We start from the raw sequence: 19,771 nt of genomic DNA, 5'->3' as shown, positions 1-19,771 counted from the left end.
TTACGAATGGTTTAATTCGATCAAGGAAGAAGAAGCATTAAACAGTGAACTACCGATGAATTGGTTTATTGGCTATGACTACGGTACAGGTGTTGTGATACAAGCAGGGACTTTACCTTTAATGGGCTCTGTTGAAAGTGATCCCTTACCCGCGCCTTATGTTTTGTTAAATAGGGTGTTAAAGCCTTTACGTGTTGAAAAAATAGGTGATTTACATCGTGGTAATTATTCAACAGATGAAATTCCACTGATTAAAGGCTATTTAGCCAATCACTGGTTAGCTCGTTTTGATATAGAAGATGATCAAAAGCTCGAATATTTTGCAAAGTTACAAGACGAGCCTAAATTAAATAGTCAGTATGCTTTTTTAGATAAACGTATAGATTGGAATTAAAAATGAAAGTTATTTTAGATTTTATAAAAACTATTATTCCTCGAAAATATAATGTTAAAGATGCTTATGAACAAGAAAATATTCCCTTAACACAAGAGCATATACTTGTTATTCAAAATTTACATGTTGCATGGTTAAATATTGAAAATGGTGCTTTAGCGGTATATTTACCTCGTTTTGATGAAATATCTAAGATTTTAAAGAAATCTAAAAATTCTAATGAGCTAAAAAAAATCATGAGTGAAGCTTTATGTGCTTTTCCCACATGGTTTGCAGCTTCATCGTGTTTAGCTAATCGCTATGTTTATAAGGAAAATGAAGTATTTGATTTAACAGAACACCACATAGAACTGCTTAAACTACTTATATGGTGCGATATGAAGATCAATGATGGTCTTGTTGATTTTTTCTTTAAGGGGTATCCCTTACCTTTACCATACACTGATGGTAAGAGACCTTTTGGACAAAGGGTTAATTATAAAGATGATATTATTGAGCTTTTAGGTGAAAAAGTTGATGCTGAGTCTTTATTTAGAGAGCTAGATAAAGCACTTTATGTTTATTTAAGGAATGCTGTTTGGAATTAATCGAAAGAGGAAATAGACCAAGCGTTTTCATTTTTCTATACCAGTTGATTAGGTTGGTAAAAAAGTAAATTTTATGGATTTATTGATTAATCGTGTGCAACGTTCAAAAGCTAAGCATGGTTAGATAAACGTATAGATTGGAATTTAAAAAGCCCCTTTATATTTGAAGAGGCTATTCTTTAACACAATAAAATTACCTTTCATAGATTTACTTCATGGAATATAAAAACATGCCAATCAGTTAAGTGAATGTGAGGCAAATATAGTTTTGAGACTAAAACGTAGGTTTAACCACCACCAAAATAATCACAGCAAATAAAATTAATGTCGGCATCTCATTAAAAAACCGCCAAAACTTGTGTGATTTATAATGGGCGTTGCCAATCAGTTTTTTACGGTAATAACCACAAACAAAGTGGTAAATCACCAACAGACCAACCAAGCCAACTTTGAGATAAAACCATAATGCTTCATGGTAGTGGCGTGTGGCATCACCCCAATCCACTAAAAAATGAGCGGTAATCAATGTTGCAATCATCGATGGCCACATGATGCCACGATACAACTTACGTTCCATAATTTCGAAACGTTGATGACTGACTGTATCCTCACTCATTGCATGGTAAACGTATAAACGAGGGAGGTAGAACAATGCAGCAAACCAGCACACGACTGCTATGATATGTAAAGCTTTAACCCAAAGGAAAGCTTCAGAAGGAGCATCCATCAATTTACCCTTTTAAGGGCAGTGTGCGAAAACTTGATCATTCACAGTATAGATAAACCATGAATGATCAGAATTGCTTAAATTAGCCTTCCCATTTTTTGAAAATGAGACAAGCATTTACACCGCCAAAACCGAAACTGTTACTCATCACAGTATTCAATTTTGCGTCACGTTTTTCAAGTACGATGTCATAACCTTTTGCACCTTCATCAAGTTCAGTCACATTGATGTTTGGTGCGATAAAGTCGTTTTGCATCATCAATACAGAGTAAATTGCTTCTTGAACACCAGCAGCACCTAAGCTATGACCTGTCATAGATTTGGTTGAGCTGAGTGGAGGTACATTGCCTTCACCGAACGCACGTCCCATAGCCAATAATTCTGTTACATCACCAGCAGGAGTGGAAGTACCATGAGTATTGACATAGTCAATCTTGTCTACACCATGTTGTTTAGCTTCTTCAAGTGCCATAAGGATACAACGTGTTGCACCTTCACCTGATGGTGCAACCATATCCGCGCCGTCAGAGTTCGCCGCATAAGCAACAACTTCAGCAAGGATATTTGCACCACGAGCTTGGGCATGTTCAAGTGATTCAAGTACAACGAAACCACCACCGCCAGCGATAACAAAACCATCACGGTCAGCTGAGTATGGACGAGAAGCTGTTTCAGGCGTTTCATTGTATTTAGAACAAAGTGCGCCCATTGCATCAAACAATAAACTTTGTGACCAGTGATCTTCTTCACCACCACCGGCAAGCATTAAATCTTGTTTACCCAATTGGATCAGGTTGTAAGCATAACCAATGGCATCAGCAGAAGTTGCACAAGCGCTGGTAATGGAATGTGCAACACCTTGTAGTTTGAATGCAACACCGACATTGGCGGTGATTGTGTTTGACATATTGCGCGGTACAAAGAAAGGTCCGATTTTACGTGCACCTTTTTCTTCTAAGAGCTTAACCATTTCTGCGACAGAAGCAGTTGAGTTACCACCTGAGCCTCCTGCAATACCATAACGAGGATTACCACCGATTTGTTCAGGAGTTAAACCTGCATGTTCAACAGCTGCAAGCGCTGAATTATACGCATACATGGCACAAACACCCATAAAGCGTTTCAGCTTACGGTCAATACCATCAAAATCTTGTTCAGCTGCAGCACTGACATGACTTTTAAAATTAAGTTCTTCGTAGGTTGAATTATGACGTGTTCCTGAAATACCATTTTCCAAAGAATGCTTAACAGCTTCCAATGTATTACCGATACATGAGTTAATACCCATACCAGTGATCACAACACGACGGTTCATGCAAAGTCCTTTATTTTAGAATACAGAATGAATGGTCACATTTAAACGCGTTTAGTTTTTCAGTTCAATGGCGAAAGATACTGATTCTTAGGCGTCATTTACACGATTAACTCCAAGGATTAAATGTTGTTTAATTGATTGAAAATCCAAGATTTTATAGTGTGGTTTAGCGTTTTAATGAATCATGAGAATTTACATCAATTAGGCAAAACCATCCATAACAACAAGTCATTATAGATGGTTTTGATTGGTGGTTTCTTAAATCAACTTTAAAGAAATATGGCTTACCACGGAGTTTTCTTTTCCCACTCTGGATCAAAACCAGATGTTGCTGCAGCGACTTTTAAATAATCCGCGTAGCTTTCTGCCAGTAAAATAGGTGGGATCTCTTTGATTGGGAGTTCATTATTGTTCCAAGAGCGACTGGCTTTTTTACTAAATGCCAATTCATATAACACTGCTGGAATGTTCTCTTCAGGAACATAACTGCCACTGAAGGTAATTTCGACATCGATTCCCAGTTGTTTATAAGGCTTGGTATATCGGTCAAATGAGCCACCATCTTCAATACTGGCACGCTGATATCCCAACTTGGTCACTACACCACGCAAGGTAAATGTATCAGTTAGCCAACCTTTATGATCACTGATCTCTGTGACATTATCATCTTCAAATTGAGGTAAATGATGAGTCATTTGTTCAAATAAAAACTTCACTTTATAGTCTTTGAAGTGTGCAATCCAAGCTTGGGCTTCTTCTTTACCAACTAAAACCGCATGTGAAATTTGAATCTTACTTTCAGGACTGAGTTCAATTTCATCATCATCCAAATTCAATAGTGCACCGTCATCACTCGGTCTAAAACTGACTTTATCACCGTTGCTTTTAATTTCAAGCCAAGTTAGACGTTGAATCAAGCGACGCATAATTGGATGTTCAAAGATGTATTCTTGCCATTCAGCAACATTCCACTGACGTTCACTGCACATCGCCTCATACAAACGACCTGTTTGCATATCAACCACTTGTTTAAATTCTTTTTTACTGGTGCTGAATAGTGATTTAGCCTCTTTGATTAAGCTTTCATCATCATTTTGCCGTGCAGCAGGCAAGGCTTTAACTTCTTTTCCTTCTTCATTCTTTAAAATGAATTTGTCTTTATCATCCACAATTGCTGTAAAGTTACGTGAGCCATATTGTAGTTGTAATACACCATTTTCGTCTAAGCCAGCAGTTGGAATGGTACGATCAGCAAGCTCATCGCTGGTCCATTGATTGCGTTCTGCGATCTCGGCGACTAAAGCATTCGCAAGGGATTGTACTGAAGCAGTACGATAACGGCGAGAAAGTGCAAGCAATAGCTGGATAATCAAAGGATCATTGCTGATGGACAATGCACTGATCATTGCTTCAATTTGCGAGCGACGCGGGTAGTGCTGTTTCATATAGTTTTGGAGTTGTTTGACTGCAAAACTTCCTTGTGCATTAGCGGTGAGTGAAAGCATACCTTTACTCTTGATTGCAGAACCCAGATAGAGCCCTAAACGTTCACGCTTAATTTCTTCAATCACCTCTTCTAAAGTGATGGTCGCGTATTTGGCATAATACTCAGGATATTTCTCACCGTAGCGTTTATAGGCATCGCGATAAGAGCTTAAGCGACTAGGCGCTTCTTTCGTTGCGTATTGTGTTGCTTCATCAAGTGGTGTCTGCAAAGTATCTTGATGAATAAAACTGTGTAATAAATGGTTTGCCAATTGAACTTGGTCTTTTTCATCAACTAAGCCCATGTACCGCTGTAATAATTCATTGGCTTTTGGTTCTTTCAGTTTTTCAGCCAAAATCACCCACCATTTGATGATCTTAGGATCGACAGCTTTGCCATTTTTCCATTTCACTTTTGGCAGTGTTTCAAAATCAAACCAAGTAAAACTTGCCGATAGTTTTCCTTTGAGTCCGTCTTCTGCTTCTTTGAGTAATACTTCTGGTTTGAGATAGGCGCTAATATCTTGCCCTAATTTTTCTAGAGCGGTTAATAGTGCAGCACGTACAATTTCTTTTTTCTCTTTTTTCAATAAAGCGTTTAGTGGCTTGACTGCATCTTGATTTTGTAATCGTGCGAGCCATTCAATTGCTGTGATTCGAATCTCTTGTTTACCTGAGTCTAGCGCTTCAATCGCACGCTGATGGATATCAGGAAGGTGTTGCAAGGTTTCTTGAGCTTCATAACGCAGTCGTTTGTTTTCACCTAAGGCAAATTCCAATAAACGTGGAATAAATTGAGTTGGCAATGACGGGAAGCATTTCAACACAAAAATTGCATCAGATGGGGTAAAGCTTTGATATTCATTTTTTTCGAGTGATGGGGAAAGCCCTAAAGCTTCTGTTAAGTATTGTTGATTCTCAGCAAAGAATGGCCAAATTTTATCTGCGTCGTAAATATAATCCTGCAAACTTTCATAATAAGATGATGACGATAAAATACCTTTAGCAACTTTACGTTGAGGACTGAAAAATTTAGCTGCCTCTAAAGCTTGGACAATGTGACGCAACTCATATTGAGCATATTCCTCTGGACGTAGCATTTCAAATAAGTTTGGCCAATAGATCCAGTCTCGATTTCGTGTAGAAACAATTCGAGCAGCGTGGATTATCGAAAACTCAGGATATTTTTTATATTTGTTTTTATAGGTAATAATATTTTCAACATTGTGAAAATTTTTAAATGGTGCATCACCATTTAATTGATCCACAAGTGCCAATAAACTCTCTCGACTGATCTTCTTCAATTGTTTTAAATGGTCTTGTGCCCAATTGCGCTTGTAGTTGGCAGTTTTATTTTCTTCAATCTCATCAAGCGCATTTTGTTCAGCTTTTGCTAAAATTTGCTGATAATTTTCTAAAATAACCTCTGAAAAACTCTGCGGGATTTTTTGTTCGATAAAGGGCTTAAACTCAGGTGTTTCAATATTTTCTTGAAGTTGTGCACTGTCAACGGATCTTAAGCGTTGAATTGCCATTTGTAGGATTTGTTGTACGGACTTTTGCTTTTCTTGCTCAAAAGCTTGTTCTAAAATAGCAAGATTGTCTGCACCTAAACGCGCCAATAAATCTGCTGAAAAGCCACGTTCTTGGCTAGAACCTTCCAGTAAACTGTGCTGTAAATATTTTTGACTATCTTCAGCATTGAGATTGCTCAGCAAACTGGTTGCCTTGGTACGGATCGTTTTAGACTTACCTATCGCGAGTTTTACAATTAAGTCAGGTACCTGTTTGATTAGAGAAGGTTGTTTAACAATATAATCTAAAAAGTTTTCCTGTCCGATAATGCTTAGATTGGGAATAATGTTTTTTAATTGTTCTAGGCGTTCAATAATAAATTCTTTGGTGTCTTTTAAGAGCAATAATTTTTCTAATTTGTTGGCATGGTAACTGTCTATATTTTGACGCTCAAATAAATAAGCTAACAGCTCTTGCCCTAAACCTTGCTGTTCATTTTCAAGTAAATCGACCAGTTTTTGTTGTGTCCAATTTTGCTTTAATAATTTATTTGGATCAGTTTCACTAAAATGCTGGCTGTCAAATGCAGTGATAAATGCATCTACGGTAAGGTAGATAAACCAAGAAGGTACCTTTTCATAAATATTGGTGAAATTTTTTTGCTTGGTGGCGGCTTCGAGCACTTTGGCAAAACGGGTAATTTGATCAGCGTTTAATTCATCAAAAATCTCGCCATAATAACGACGGCGTAGTTTTAATGCTGCATCAGCAAGCTTGTTTTGTTTTTTATCTAGTGCTTGACTATTTTGAGGCCAATACCAGCTATAAGTGCCAGGCTTGCCCAATAAAAGTAACGCTTTTTCATCGGTGTACTGTTGTAGTTTGATGAGAATTTCAGGGTTTTCACCTTCCAAAATAAATAAAACTACATGCTGATCAAGTTGTTCTTCAATGACAGCCAAAGGGCTAAAAATATGATAAAGCTTTTCTACTTTACTTTTGAGGTTCTCATTATATTTGTCAATATCTTCAGCTGTAGATGAGTTTGCCTGTTGTGCTTGAATGCTTTTATCTTCAGGCTTCGAAAACATAGACTCTATTTTTGAAAAAAGTTGATTTAACATATACATTCCTTTTGAGCAACTGCGTGTTGCTTTTCTATAGTCTTTAATACTTCGCTAGGTTGTTCAGCAAAATTATAGAAAAATATCATCAATTTAAATACCAGGACTAATTTATCACGACGTAACTTGTCCTTCTAAAACGATTCTTTGATTTAAACGTTGTAGTTGTAATAAAACATGTCGCCATTTTAAAAGTTGCGTTGCAAGAGCGTCTTGAGTAGAACCCATTTGTAATGTGTTGCGAATAAAACTTAAACCTAAATCTGCAAATTGTTGGGCAAGCTCATTGAGTTTATCTTGATCATCACGATCAAATTGAGAACGACCTGTATTGGCATAAAACTCAAGCAATGTTTGTGTTTCTAAAACCAACACCTCTAAAGCAGACAGATGTTGTTGCTTTTGCCATTGTTTTTTCTGTTCCAGAAGCTTTTCAATTCGTCCTGTGATGAGTTCAGCCAAACTACTTTTCTTTTGTATTGGATGGTCATAGTCAAGACTAAAAATTTTTAATCCTTTGGAGGATTGCCAAATCACACTACATGGAATGAATTGCAGCTGTTGTTGTGTTGTTTCAACACGCACCAAGGTTGCAAGGATTTTTTCATTTTGGATAAGATGGGTAAGATGTTTAATTCGAACACGATATTCTGCTTCGATTGGAATCACTAATTTCAACGCAATGTCTTGTTGGTCTGTCACGCGATATTCAAAATATTGTTCAAGCTCGTTAAGTTCAGGTGCATTGATACTGCGATGGCGCAACAGAACATAACGTGATTTGAGTTGTTCTAGACTTGAATGTGGGACAAACATCTCTTGTAAAGTTTGCCATTCAGATACGCCGATATTCATCTGGTCTAAGTCAGAAATGGTCAGCTCATTGAATGAGCCTTTCTGTAAAAAACGGGTATCCGTGCTTGCACTGAGCTGAGTATCTGAACTTGATTTTGCATGGGTCAGTTCAAGTTGGTGTTGAAGTAAAAAGCTTAAAGAGCTTCCCCAAATACCTGTGTTAGCTGCACTATGCATATCAAAAGTGCGGTCTAAATGATTGGCTCTAGCTTGAGTGACTTCTTTGAGTTGTTGTTCAGACACATCCCAAAAACACACCGTTAAACCATGCGCACCGCTGTCGGTACTCCACCATTCACAACCCAGTGGAATCAAATGAGCAATCGTTTCATTTTGATAATCACGTTTTATCACACCGCGAAGTTTGGTTAAGGCCTCAGTTTGAAACTCTGGATTTAAGGATTCAATTTCTGAAAGTGCGGTCAGATAGGCATATAGATGTGCCAATTGATTATAAATCTGTTGTTCATCAACCTGTATATCGTCCTCTAAAAATTGGCGCATAGTGCCATGTAGTGTACGTAATAAACTGCCTAGGCGAGGAAGGTTTTGGGCGCGTGCCTGCATATTTAAAATATGCAGTGACATAACGTTTTCTTTGGCAAGATGAGATAAACCGTGTTGAATAAAGTTCTGACAAATTGTTTTAAGTTCTTCGATGAACTCACGATCATCCAAAGCAAGTTGTTGGTTTGGATTGTTTTGTTGTTCGTTTAAGTCAATCGACCATTGCCATTTTTCTGGTGCATATTGCAAAAAGAAATAAGCGACGCATGCTAAATGCCCCGCAATTTTTTGTTTGTGATTGATTTCTGACAAGATGCCTTCAAATCCAGTTGCAGGGTAGAGTAGAACAGGATCAGGGCTTAAATCTGTTTGAAAAGAAATTTTATTGGTTTGAATGTCAATCTGACATTGTTCGGGTTGTGCTAACCAATTTTGAATAAATTCATAAGCTAAACGAATATTGGTTTTACCTGCCTGCTTTTGAATTTTGTTTGGATCAAAGTCCAAGAGTTGTTCTTTTGCAGATGCTGTGGCGTGCTCAGAGGTAACGGATGTATTGGAGCTTTGTTGCAGAGTTGTACTTTCAGTCGTATTTTCCAATACAAGCTGATTTGTTGAAAATTGAGCGACGTTTTCTTGAACCCATAAAATACTGCTTAAAATATGTTTGCAACACCCTTGGGCAGGGCAATTACATTGCGCCTGAGTGATTCCTTTTATCGGTAATAGAACCTCACATTCTTCAACTTTAAAAAGTAGTTGTTCATCACTGTGTTGAAGTAATTCAACGTCATTGAGCGCTTTTCGTGCTCGTCTTAATAAGCCTGCATTACTGTGCATGATCAGACTATCTTCATCATATTGCGTGTATATCTGCCAACTCATTGCATTACCTCTGCAAACCAAGTCGCTAAATGTTCAGGTGTCATTGCGGCGATTTGCATGCCACGTTCTTGGAGTTTTTGTGCCATATTACTGTCATAAACAGGATTAGCAGCCTGATCGAGTGCTGCAAGTCCAAGTAATTTACAACCTTGCTGGTTGAGTTGACTGGTGGTGTTGAGCATCTGTTGAACAGATGCACCTTCTTCAAAATCGCTGATTAAAACTAAAATACTGCGATGAGGCTGTTTGATTTTCTTTTGACAATATTGTAAAGCCTGCCCAATATTTGTTCCTCCTCCAAGTTGCATGGTGAGTAGAACTTCAACAGGATCATGAGCCAAATGACTAAGATCAACAATTTGAGTATCAAACAGAACCAGACTGATGTTTACCGCAGGCAGCGCAGCTAAAATACTGGCACATATTGCCGCATACATGATGGAATCCATCATCGAACCACTTTGGTCAACGCAGAGAACAATTTCCCAAGGCAAATGCTTTTGTACACGGGCATTAAAATAAGGCGTTTGAATAATTAGTTTTTGTAAGTCAGGCTGGTAGTTTTTCAGATTGGACTGAATGGTGCGTTTCCAGTCAAAATTTTGTGCCTGTTTTAGATGTGAACGTTTGAAACGATTACGACGACCCTGAAAGGATTGTAAAAATTGTGTACGAATTTTTTGTAGTAATTCCTCAACCACCTTTTGAATCAGCTCTCGAATAGCCGCTTTCATCTCATTGCTTAAACGACCACGCATACTGAGTAAAGCTTTGGCTACAGCAGGATTAGCTTCAAGCTGCCGTACATGTTCGGGGTTCTTAAACAACTCGGTTAATTCATAACGTTCAATCGCTTGCTTTTGCATACGTTCAAAAGTGGATTTTGGAAAAAGCTTGCGACTTTGATTCAGCCAGTTAATCGCATTTAACTGAGAGGCTTCTAAACCACCATGGCGGTTTTTACCTTGTTGGATTCCACGACGTTTATATTCATTTTGATAAAGATAGTCGAGATTGCGTTCAAGCTTTAATTGTTCACTCGATAAAGTGGCAGCAGATAAATTTTGATCCGCGTAACGACCCAACATCAGACGCCAGCGACGTGCTTGATCCATTGCATCAAGCGAAACATGGCTGTCTGAGTTGTCATGTTGATTTTGTTCAGGAGGCAATTGGCTCATGAGTTTGCTCCTTGTTGTTCAGACAAGTGTTGTTTTGAGTTTGCTACCCAGTGTTCTAAATGGTCATATGCAAATATTTTATAAAGTTGCTGATTCAGTTGAACGCCTTGTAATACATCTTGCTCACTGATATGACTCAATACCTGATCCAGAATGGTGTCATTTCCAAGCCCTGTGATTTGGGCGATAAGTTTAGACACTTGTGTACTTTGTTTAGGCGTGAGTTGACTAAAGATATAGCGTAAATCAGGCAAAATCTGAATAAAAGTATCTTCAGTCCAATGGCTGACCAATTGATGTAATGCATCAATTGCTACTTTTGATTGTACAAAGATTTCTGGTGCAATAAAAAACATGCCATGTAAATACTGCACCGAATCTTCAGGAGAACTGCCTGCGGCAAACGCCAGTTGTAAGTATTGTTGAAGCTGCTGTTGCTCGATTTGATGATCTAAAAACTGTAAAGTATGCAGTGCACCTTTCAATGCATTGAGATGGAATTCATCCAGTTTTGTTAGATCAATCTGTTCATACATCAAACTCAATAAATCGAAGTCTTGCGTTTTAAATACATGATGTTCAAGCTGCATCTTCTGCTGTCGAATATTTAAAATCAATTCATGTAAAGTTTTCAGGTTTTTCAGATTTTGTTCAATTTTTTCTTCATGGGTATCATAAAGTTGATCAAGTAAAAAACAGGCTTGATAGACCGCAAAGCTTAAACTTTTTAATAGCATTTGTTCTGGAAGCTTGAGTAGATTGCGACCATGCCATAAATAGTAGAGTTGTTGTGCTGCGCCAATTACTGAAGCCAAGTTTTGATCGCTTTCAAGATATCCATCGAGTTGCTGATTCAACAGTTTTAAATGCTGTTTCAATCCCAAACGGCAGGCGAGAGCCAATAACTTAGCAGTTTCAAATGCAGATTGCCCCATACCCTGTTGTTCATTTTCTTGCTGCAACTTGCGCATTTTAATCAAAGCAATCTGTTCAAGCTGATTGCCCATTTCAGCCAGTTCAATTAAGCGTGCCTCAACACTAGGGGTCCATGCATAACGCCATTCCTCGAATAGAAGGTCCAAGCTTGCCCCTTGCACAAAATCAGGTCCTGAAATACGTTGTGCAAAATTACAGCCGACAAATTCCAATAAATGTAAGTATTGACTGATTTCTTGATGCAATGGTTTACGATAAATATCGAGTTTTCGATGACGTAAAATAGTGTCATTGAGATTAAAACGGTAAGTCTTAATTTGTTGATAGGTATTTTGAAGTAAGGCTGGACTATGTTGATTCTGCGCAACTTTGCCAAGTTGTTGTCCACTTAAAAATTGAAAGATATGGGTAAATAAGTGTTGTTGCCCATCATCCATTTCACCTTTAATCAGTGCAGATTGTAATGCATCGAGTAGATCATAACGGCTAGGTTGATTGTGTCCACGCAGTACCGCCAATTGCCATGCGATTTCCGCAGTATTTTTAAGTGCTATATATGGGGTGATATCAAGCGCATTTTGTTGATTTAAAAAATGGCACAATTCATTTAAATACTGAAAAAAATCTTGTTGTTGATCTGTTGGTGTTGGGGGGGGCTGAGTATTTAAGTTTTGCCAGTGGTGTTGATAGTAGGCTGGTGATGGCATGCCAGAAGCATAACCATTCAGGGCATCAAGACGATCAAAACTATAACGAATCAGCCATGCTTGTTCTTGCCACTTTTGAGTTGAGTTTTGAACAATAAAGCGTTCAGCCTGAGCGGTATCACTCAAATTTTCAATTAAGGCAATACTATGGAACCCGCCTGTCACCACTAAAACTTTGTGTTCGGGGTCCATCACCTTTTGGATACAATTCCACATCACGTCTTCACGGTGTAAAGAGGCTTCTCGTAAAAGTACCTCTCGTTCATAATCCAAACGTGCCAATGAGCACCACACAAACACATCATCAAAAAAACGTTGCGCCTGTTGTAGTTGACTGGCGTTTTGTAGTTCAAATAAATGATCCCATAGTTCGTCATGATTTCGACAATGCATGCTTTCAGCAAGTTTTTGAATATATTGGCTATGTGCAAAATATCGTTCAGACATCAAACTTTTTTGTTGCCAGTCAGCATCCTTTTGCTGACTTTTTAAAATGCTTTGCTGAGTCCAATCCAAGTCAATAAACTTAACTTCTGCATGTTGTTGTTTTGCCGCTTGAATCGCCACCCATTCTGGTGAATATTCACAAAAAGGGAAATAGGCAGAAAAAAACTCAGGTTGAGATTGATTGGCTTGATGTTGTTCATCCTGTTGTGCGCGAGACGGGGAACCGTTGTGATGAGATTGTGCTTGCGCGAAGATCGCAATCGGAGGTTCGGTGGCTTGGTCTTGTAAGCTTTGGATCAAGAACTCAAAACTGGTTGGCGCTTCAATCAATATATGTGTGGGTTTGATTTCATTGATGTATTGTTTTAAAGCAAAAGCACACGCTGGACTATGATGGCGAATAGGTGCAAAGAATACATTTTGCTGTGCCAATTGTTGTTTAAGGTGAAATGCCTGTTTTAATCGAGCGGGCATTTCATCAATGACTGTGATTGGGTCCAGTAGTTGCATCATTAAAACTCTCGACTGGCTTCATAAAAACTTTTCCAATCGGCATCTTTACGTGCCCGTTCTTTTACTACTGTGTCCAGATAATAACGCAAGCGTTTGGCATCATCTGGATTATCTTTAAAGACAACCCCAACCAACTGTTGTGCAATATGCTCTGCTTTTAAAATACCGTCACTTAGATAGATGGCTTGAAGTCCTGCGGCATGGGCGATATTTACAGCTTCGGCTGTAGACATGACCGCATCTGGTGTTTTCAAGCTTGCACCTTGTAGACTTTGCCCTGTTCTTAATTCATTGAAAATAGTGACTAATAGCTCAATGATTTCTGGGCGTATTTGAATTTCTTGATAAAGTTCTGCAAGCTGCTGTTTCAGCTGCAATCCAACCAGTTCAATTTCAAACTTTCGGTCACGAATCGCTTTGACGGTTTCAAAATTAAAGCGGCGCTTTAATGCGGCTGACATCTCATGTACACCACGATCACGTAAGTTGGCTGTGGCAATGATATTAAAACCCTGTGTCGCAGCTAAGTTAAAATCTTGTCCCATTTCTGGAATCATCATTTGTTTTTCTGAAAGTAATGACACCAAAACATCTTGAATTTCTGGTGGGCAACGGGTGATTTCTTCAAACCGTGCAATTTGACCATTTTTCATGGCGTGAAATAAGGGGGATGGAATCAGTGATTTTTCAGTAGGACCTTCTGACAATAGCAGGGCATAGTTCCATGAGTATTTAATGTGGTCTTCGGTTGTACCCGCAGTTCCTTGTATGGTGAGATGAGAGTTTCCAGAGATGGCTGCACTGAACAGTTCTGAAAGCATGGATTTAGCCGTCCCCGGTTCACCTACCAGCATCAGCCCTTGATTTCCCATCAATGTGACTAAGGCACGGTCAACAAGGGCATCATCGCCATAAAACTTTTTTTGAATATCAAGTTTGTGATCACCTAAAATAAATGAACGAACCGCATACGCTGAAAGTTGCCAACCTGCTGGTTTTCTGTGTTGATCCTGTTCTTTTAAACGTTCAAGTTCTGCTTGATATTTTTGTTCAGAACTGTATTTAATTTGATTCTGTAAATTCTGTTTCATAATCATTGAGTAAATATATTTGAAGGAATAAAACTATCATAGCTGGCAAAAGCCAAGATCACCACCCGTTCAATTGTTGTTCGCGACAAATTGTGACATCTATTTGTTAATATTATTGTTTATAAGAAAATATATTGATTTTATCGCCATCGAGTAGCCTTCGGATTGTTTATAATTGTATCGTATACTGATCTGTACTGAAATTTTATGAAATAGTAATTGTATTGGTGAATGATTCGGTACATTAATGTACAGGGGGTGTTGCTGATTCCATCGTAGATGATTTGTCAGCAGACTCAGGGTATATGTCTTAGTATTAGTAATATAAACATAGTTACAGAGGATGCAGATGGTAAATTCCAATAAAAAACATTCAAGCGGACTTATTTCAAATGCTTTTGGTGTAGCAAAAAAACTCAGTGAAACGGGTTTAAATGTGCTTCAGCATGTCGCGCCAGGAACAGTCAGTAAGCTTACACAAAGCCCTCAAGCAGACTCAGTTGTTCAAGGTACAGCCCAAGAAAAAAATGCTTTTGAGCGAAAAAAATATGAAAATCCTCAGCAAATGATGCGTGAGCATTTACCCAATGTAACTGGTAAACTGTTGGGAAAACATTCAAAAAAAATTAATCATGTTGCTTCATTTATTTCCCCAGACTTAAATGAAAAACTGTCAGATTTCCTTTTCGATAAACTCAATGATTTTGTCTCTGAGTTGACCTCTGTTGAGTCCGTATTAAAAGAGGTTGGTGCAAAAAATCTAGCAGAACTTAGTCAAGATACTGAACGTTCACGACGGATCAGTACTGCATTAGCGAATCAAAATAAGATTATTGCCGCAATTCAGGGTACATTGACAGGTGCGGTTGGAGGCGTTGGTACGATTATTGATGTACCAACTTCCTTGGCTCTGGCGCTACGCAGTGTTTACCATACTGGGCGAGCATATGGTTTTGAGTTACAGGCTAAAGACCATACCGTTGTAGAATATATTTTTAAACAGATTGACCTTGGGACTGTCGCTGAAAAGCAGGCATTAATTGCGGCAATTCGAACATTTTCGGGTGTTTTGCAAACCCATAATGTCAATCAACTCCAGCAATTATTAGGTTCAGCAAATGATGCTGAGCTGTTAAAAAAATGGATTGCCAATGAAGATGGTTCATTTAAATTATCATGGATGAATAATCTTCCACAGTTTAATCTGTTGACGCGTTTAACACCTTTAGCCACGATGGGAATCAGCGCTGTATATAGTTGGAAATTGGTGGATGATGCCACAGCGCAAGCTCAAATCGTTTTTTCAGGAGCACGTCAATATTTGCTTCAGCACCCTGATCAAACAATCGATACTTTAGAGGCTTATGAGCAGTTTACTCAGTTGCTGTCTGATGCCAATCCATTACTTTTAGCGGATTCATCGCAAAAGAGTAATCCAGAGAAAACAGACGCACAAATTGAGAACAAAACCATTACTCAAGTTGAAGTGAAAGAAAAACCTAATGAGGAAGATGTTGTTTCAAATCCTGTAGAAAAAGTTGAGCAGGGTATTCAAAAGTTAGCTGATACGCATATTGGAAAAAACACGTCTGAACAGTTGGATGAAAAATCGATCACGGCAAAACCTCGCCGCAATGTACAGAAAAAGCCAGCTACAGCTACTTCAACTTCTGCGGTAAAGGCAACGACAGCCGCAAAAACTGTAACAAAAAAACGTACACCAGCCAAACCGAAAGTTAATGCTGAAAATACAGTAAAAGGCACTGAAAAAAACGCAGAAGCTACTGATAAAAAATCAGAAAATAAGCCAGACTAAGTTTGCTTGGTTTTATCTGCAAAGTTCGAAATGGTCAATATTTGACAGTACGTTGAATATTGACCATTTTTACATCTTGGCTTACAATTGCATGCCCTCAAAAAGTGGTAATTTTTTGAGGCTTTTTATTAACGGGAGAATTGCCATATGGCAACAACAAATCAGTTGATCCGTAAGGGTCGTACAACTTTGGTTGAAAAATCAAAAGTTCCTGCGTTGAAGGCTTGTCCACAACGTCGTGGTGTTTGTACACGTGTTTATACAACTACACCTAAAAAACCTAACTCAGCAATGCGTAAAGTTTGCCGTGTTCGCTTAACTTCAGGTTTTGAAGTTTCTAGCTATATCGGTGGTGAAGGTCATAACCTACAAGAGCACAGTGTTGTTCTTATCCGTGGTGGTCGTGTTAAAGACTTACCAGGTGTACGTTACCATACCGTTCGTGGTTCTTTGGACTGTGCTGGTGTTAAAGATCGTAACCAGTCTCGTTCAAAATACGGTACTAAACGTCCTAAGAAATAATCTTTCGAGATTCGCTTCTTAAGCCGATAGAACCACAATCCTTTATCGTCTCGCTTGTCTGATTTCTGCATTAATTTTGTGAAATTCAAGCGACGTGTAGTAAGGCCAGCGAATAGCACATGACACTTTGTGCTCATGCTGGATAAACCTGAAGTGTCATATTTATAGGTAGATTAAAATGCCAAGACGTCGCGTAGTTGCTGCTCGTGAAATCCTTCCGGATCCTAAGTTCAGTAGCCAAACAATCGCTAAATTCATGAACCACGTAATGCAAGATGGTAAAAAGTCTATTGCTGAAAGTATCGTTTACGGTGCTTTAGACCGCGTTCAAGAAAAAAACAAAGTTGACCCAGTTGAATTTTTTGAGACTACTCTTGAAAAAGTTCGTCCTATGGTCGAAGTAAAAGCACGCCGTGTTGGTGGTGCTACTTATCAAGTACCTATGGAAGTACGCCCATCCCGTCGTACTGCCTTGGCTATGCGTTGGTTAGTAGATGCTGCTGCTAAGCGTTCTGAAAAAACTATGGCGTTACGTCTTGCTGGTGAGTTGCTTGATGCAGCTGAAGGTAAAGGCGCAGCGATCAAAAAACGTGAAGATGTGCACCGTATGGCTGAAGCTAACAAAGCCTTCTCTCACTACCGCTTCTAAGCGGCTAAAACAGTCCCTTATCAGGAGAATACTCATGCGTATTGCAGCTCGATTTAACATCGCCCTCTACCAAAGTGGGGGATTTGCGGGTATTTAAGTTGCCCATTACGTATTGAGTATCCGTACGCATCAATGCTTCATTGATGCGTCCTGTTTTAAACAACAAAATTTAGGAATGCAAGAAATCATGGCTCGTCAAACCCCAATTTCTCGTTATCGTAACATTGGTATTTCTGCGCACATTGATGCTGGTAAAACCACGACTACAGAACGTATTTTGTTCTACACAGGTGTATCTCACAAAATTGGTGAAGTACATGATGGTGCAGCAACAATGGACTGGATGGAACAAGAGCAAGAACGTGGTATTACAATCACTTCAGCTGCTACGACTACATTCTGGTCAGGTATGAGTAAACAGTTCCCTGAACACCGTATCAACGTAATTGATACACCGGGACACGTAGACTTCACAATCGAAGTTGAACGTTCTATGCGTGTTCTTGACGGTGCTTGTATGGTTTACTGTGCTGTAGGTGGTGTACAACCTCAGTCTGAAACTGTATGGCGTCAAGCGAACAAGTACCAAGTACCTCGTTTAGCATTCGTGAACAAGATGGACCGTACAGGTGCAAACTTCTTCCGTGTTGTTGAACAAATGAAAACACGTCTTGGTGCACATCCTGTACCTATCGTTGTTCCAATCGGTGCTGAAGAAAACTTCCAAGGTGTTATCGACCTGATCGAAATGAAAGCGATCATTTGGGACGAAGCTTCTCAAGGTATGAAGTTCGAATACGGCGATATTCCAGCTGATCTTCAAGCGACTGCTGAAGAATGGCGTACAAACATGGTTGAAGCTGCTGCTGAAGCTTCTGAAGAGTTAATGGACAAATACCTTGAAAATGGTGATCTTGATAAAGAAGACATCGTTTCTGGTTTACGTGTTCAAACATTAGCTTGTCAAATTCAACCAATGCTTTGTGGTACAGCGTTTAAAAACAAAGGTGTTCAACGTATGTTGGATGCTGTAATTGAATTCTTGCCATCACCTACAGAAGTGAAAGCGATTGAAGGTGTACTTGACGATAAAGCTGAAACTAAAGCTGTTCGTGAAGCATCTGACGAAGCTCCATTCTCTGCGTTGGCGTTCAAAATCATGAACGACAAGTTCGTAGGTAACTTGACATTCGTACGTGTTTACTCTGGTGTTCTTAAACAAGGTGATTCTGTTTATAACCCAGTTAAATCTAAACGTGAACGTATTGGTCGTATCGTGCAAATGCACGCAAACGATCGTCAAGACGTTGAAGAAATCCGTGCGGGTGATATCGCTGCGTGTGTAGGTCTTAAAGACGTAACTACAGGTGATACACTTTGTGATGAGAAAAATGTCATCACACTTGAGCGTATGGAATTCCCTGAGCCAGTAATTGCACTTGCAGTTGAGCCAAAAACTAAAGCTGACCAAGAAAAAATGTCGATTGCTTTAGGTCGTTTGGCGAAAGAAGATCCATCGTTCCGTGTTCGCACTGACGAAGAATCTGGTCAAACAATTATTGCGGGTATGGGTGAGCTTCACCTTGACATCATCGTTGACCGTATGAAACGTGAATTCGGTGTTGAAGCGAACATTGGTAAACCAATGGTTGCTTACCGTGAGACAATCAAAAAGTCTGTTGAACAAGAAGGTAAATTCGTTCGTCAAACTGGTGGTAAAGGTAAGTTCGGTCACGTATACGTACGTTTAGAACCGCTTGATCCTGAAGCTGGTAAAGAATACGAATTTGCTGAAGAAGTTGTTGGTGGTGTTGTACCTAAAGAATTCTTCGGTGCAGTTGACAAAGGTATTCAAGAACGTATGAAGAATGGTGTCTTGGCTGGTTACCCTGTTGTGGGTATCAAAGCGACATTATTTGACGGTTCTTACCACGATGTCGACTCTGACGAATTATCGTTCAAAATGGCAGGTTCTTACGCATTCCGTGATGGTTTCATGAAAGCAGATCCGATCTTGCTTGAACCGATCATGAAAGTTGAAGTAGAAACTCCAGAAGACTACATGGGCGATATCATGGGTGACTTAAACCGTCGTCGTGGTATGGTTCAAGGTATGGATGACTTACCTGGCGGTACTAAAGCAATTCGTGCTGAAGTTCCACTTGCTGAGATGTTTGGTTACGCGACTCAAATGCGTTCTATGTCTCAAGGTCGTGCGACATACTCTATGGAATTTGCTAAATATGCTGAAACTCCACGTAACGTGGCTGAAGGCATCATTTCTAAATTCCAGTCTGGCGGTAAAAAAGGTGACGACGAGTAATCTTTCGATTACTATAAGCCCAAACTAATTCATAGTTAAAAACCAAGTGCTCATGCAGTGACCCTGCATGAGTAGTTAAAAAAGGAAGCTCTCATGGCTAAGGCTAAGTTTGAACGTAATAAGCCACACGTAAACGTGGGTACAATTGGTCACGTTGACCATGGTAAAACAACTTTAACTGCTGCAATTGCA

Annotated in this window: 14 protein-coding genes; 7 read left to right on the top strand and 7 right to left on the bottom strand. The window is 39.1% G+C overall.

Annotated elements, in window-relative coordinates; all coding sequences use genetic code 11:
* Positions 1-394 (top strand): type VI immunity family protein (locus tag ACINWC743_RS16315; RefSeq protein ID WP_009586187.1); only part of this gene is annotated, 394 nt, incomplete at its 5' end.
* A gap of 2 nt (positions 395-396) precedes the next feature.
* Positions 397-981: a hypothetical protein gene (locus ACINWC743_RS16310; RefSeq protein WP_009586191.1), complete on the top strand. Its 585-nt coding sequence runs from the start codon at positions 397-399 to the stop codon at positions 979-981.
* 274 nt (positions 982-1,255) lie between these two features.
* Here ACINWC743_RS16310 and ACINWC743_RS16305 read toward each other — a convergent pair whose 3' ends face one another.
* From ACINWC743_RS16305 to ACINWC743_RS16275, 7 genes are all read right to left on the bottom strand, one after another.
* Entirely contained in the window at positions 1,256-1,708 is a 453-nt protein-coding gene (locus ACINWC743_RS16305) for a CopD family protein (RefSeq protein WP_004830008.1), read from the bottom strand.
* Between the two features lie 82 nt (positions 1,709-1,790).
* On the bottom strand, positions 1,791-3,023 hold the full coding sequence (locus tag ACINWC743_RS16300; RefSeq protein WP_009586190.1) for a beta-ketoacyl synthase N-terminal-like domain-containing protein: 1,233 nt from the start codon (positions 3,021-3,023) through the stop codon (positions 1,791-1,793).
* Between the two features lie 284 nt (positions 3,024-3,307).
* On the bottom strand, positions 3,308-7,147 hold the full coding sequence (locus ACINWC743_RS16295; RefSeq protein ID WP_009586189.1) for a DUF4132 domain-containing protein: 3,840 nt from the start codon (positions 7,145-7,147) through the stop codon (positions 3,308-3,310).
* 114 nt (positions 7,148-7,261) lie between these two features.
* On the bottom strand, positions 7,262-9,394 hold the full coding sequence (locus ACINWC743_RS16290; protein WP_009586192.1) for a hypothetical protein: 2,133 nt from the start codon (positions 9,392-9,394) through the stop codon (positions 7,262-7,264).
* Positions 9,391-10,575, bottom strand: coding sequence for a VWA domain-containing protein (locus ACINWC743_RS16285; RefSeq protein WP_009586193.1), 1,185 nt, complete (start codon positions 10,573-10,575; stop codon positions 9,391-9,393). The genes ACINWC743_RS16290 and ACINWC743_RS16285 overlap by 4 nt, the downstream gene beginning before the upstream one ends.
* Positions 10,572-13,178, bottom strand: a complete 2,607-nt coding sequence (locus ACINWC743_RS16280) for a DUF5682 family protein (RefSeq protein ID WP_009586197.1) — start codon at positions 13,176-13,178, stop codon at positions 10,572-10,574. The genes ACINWC743_RS16285 and ACINWC743_RS16280 overlap by 4 nt, the downstream gene beginning before the upstream one ends.
* Positions 13,178-14,269 carry an ATP-binding protein gene (locus ACINWC743_RS16275; protein WP_009586188.1) on the bottom strand — a complete coding sequence of 364 codons (1,092 nt, stop codon included), beginning with the start codon at positions 14,267-14,269 and terminating at the stop codon, positions 13,178-13,180. The genes ACINWC743_RS16280 and ACINWC743_RS16275 overlap by 1 nt, the downstream gene beginning before the upstream one ends.
* A 349-nt stretch (positions 14,270-14,618) precedes the next feature.
* Here ACINWC743_RS16275 and ACINWC743_RS16270 point away from each other — a divergent pair, with 349 nt between their 5' ends.
* The 5 genes from ACINWC743_RS16270 to ACINWC743_RS16250 all read left to right on the top strand — a co-directional run.
* On the top strand, positions 14,619-16,085 hold the full coding sequence (locus ACINWC743_RS16270) for an EcsC family protein (RefSeq protein WP_009586194.1): 1,467 nt from the start codon (positions 14,619-14,621) through the stop codon (positions 16,083-16,085).
* Positions 16,086-16,232: 147 nt separating this feature from the next.
* Entirely contained in the window at positions 16,233-16,607 is a 375-nt protein-coding gene (gene rpsL / locus ACINWC743_RS16265; RefSeq protein WP_002050319.1) for a 30S ribosomal protein S12, read from the top strand.
* Positions 16,608-16,785: 178 nt separating this feature from the next.
* Entirely contained in the window at positions 16,786-17,256 is a 471-nt protein-coding gene (gene rpsG, locus ACINWC743_RS16260) for a 30S ribosomal protein S7 (RefSeq protein WP_004655203.1), read from the top strand.
* Positions 17,257-17,443: 187 nt separating this feature from the next.
* The gene (fusA, locus tag ACINWC743_RS16255; protein WP_009586196.1) at positions 17,444-19,579 is read left to right on the top strand and encodes an elongation factor G; all 2,136 of its coding nucleotides are present in this window, start codon (positions 17,444-17,446) and stop codon (positions 19,577-19,579) included.
* 93 nt (positions 19,580-19,672) lie between these two features.
* Positions 19,673-19,771: GTP-binding protein (locus ACINWC743_RS16250; RefSeq protein WP_009586195.1), on the top strand; the 99-nt coding region annotated here is incomplete at its 3' end.

It is taken from the genome of Acinetobacter sp. WC-743 (assembly GCF_000335555.1).
Lineage (GTDB): Bacteria > Pseudomonadota > Gammaproteobacteria > Pseudomonadales > Moraxellaceae > Acinetobacter > Acinetobacter bereziniae.
This window is presented reverse-complemented; position numbering and strand designations above follow the sequence as displayed.

Excerpts from the sequence above, each read along its gene's own strand:
- ACINWC743_RS16310 (WP_009586191.1), top strand. The coding sequence starts at position 397 with ATGAAAGTTATTTTAGATTTTATAAAAACTATTATTCCTCGAAAATAT.
- ACINWC743_RS16305 (WP_004830008.1), bottom strand. The coding sequence starts at position 1,708 with ATGGATGCTCCTTCTGAAGCTTTCCTTTGGGTTAAAGCTTTACATATC.
- ACINWC743_RS16300 (WP_009586190.1), bottom strand. The coding sequence starts at position 3,023 with ATGAACCGTCGTGTTGTGATCACTGGTATGGGTATTAACTCATGTATC.
- ACINWC743_RS16295 (WP_009586189.1), bottom strand. The coding sequence starts at position 7,147 with ATGTTAAATCAACTTTTTTCAAAAATAGAGTCTATGTTTTCGAAGCCT.
- ACINWC743_RS16290 (WP_009586192.1), bottom strand. The coding sequence starts at position 9,394 with ATGAGTTGGCAGATATACACGCAATATGATGAAGATAGTCTGATCATG.
- ACINWC743_RS16285 (WP_009586193.1), bottom strand. The coding sequence starts at position 10,575 with ATGAGCCAATTGCCTCCTGAACAAAATCAACATGACAACTCAGACAGC.
- ACINWC743_RS16280 (WP_009586197.1), bottom strand. The coding sequence starts at position 13,178 with ATGATGCAACTACTGGACCCAATCACAGTCATTGATGAAATGCCCGCT.
- ACINWC743_RS16275 (WP_009586188.1), bottom strand. The coding sequence starts at position 14,269 with ATGAAACAGAATTTACAGAATCAAATTAAATACAGTTCTGAACAAAAA.
- ACINWC743_RS16270 (WP_009586194.1), top strand. The coding sequence starts at position 14,619 with ATGGTAAATTCCAATAAAAAACATTCAAGCGGACTTATTTCAAATGCT.
- rpsL (WP_002050319.1), top strand. The coding sequence starts at position 16,233 with ATGGCAACAACAAATCAGTTGATCCGTAAGGGTCGTACAACTTTGGTT.
- rpsG (WP_004655203.1), top strand. The coding sequence starts at position 16,786 with ATGCCAAGACGTCGCGTAGTTGCTGCTCGTGAAATCCTTCCGGATCCT.
- fusA (WP_009586196.1), top strand. The coding sequence starts at position 17,444 with ATGGCTCGTCAAACCCCAATTTCTCGTTATCGTAACATTGGTATTTCT.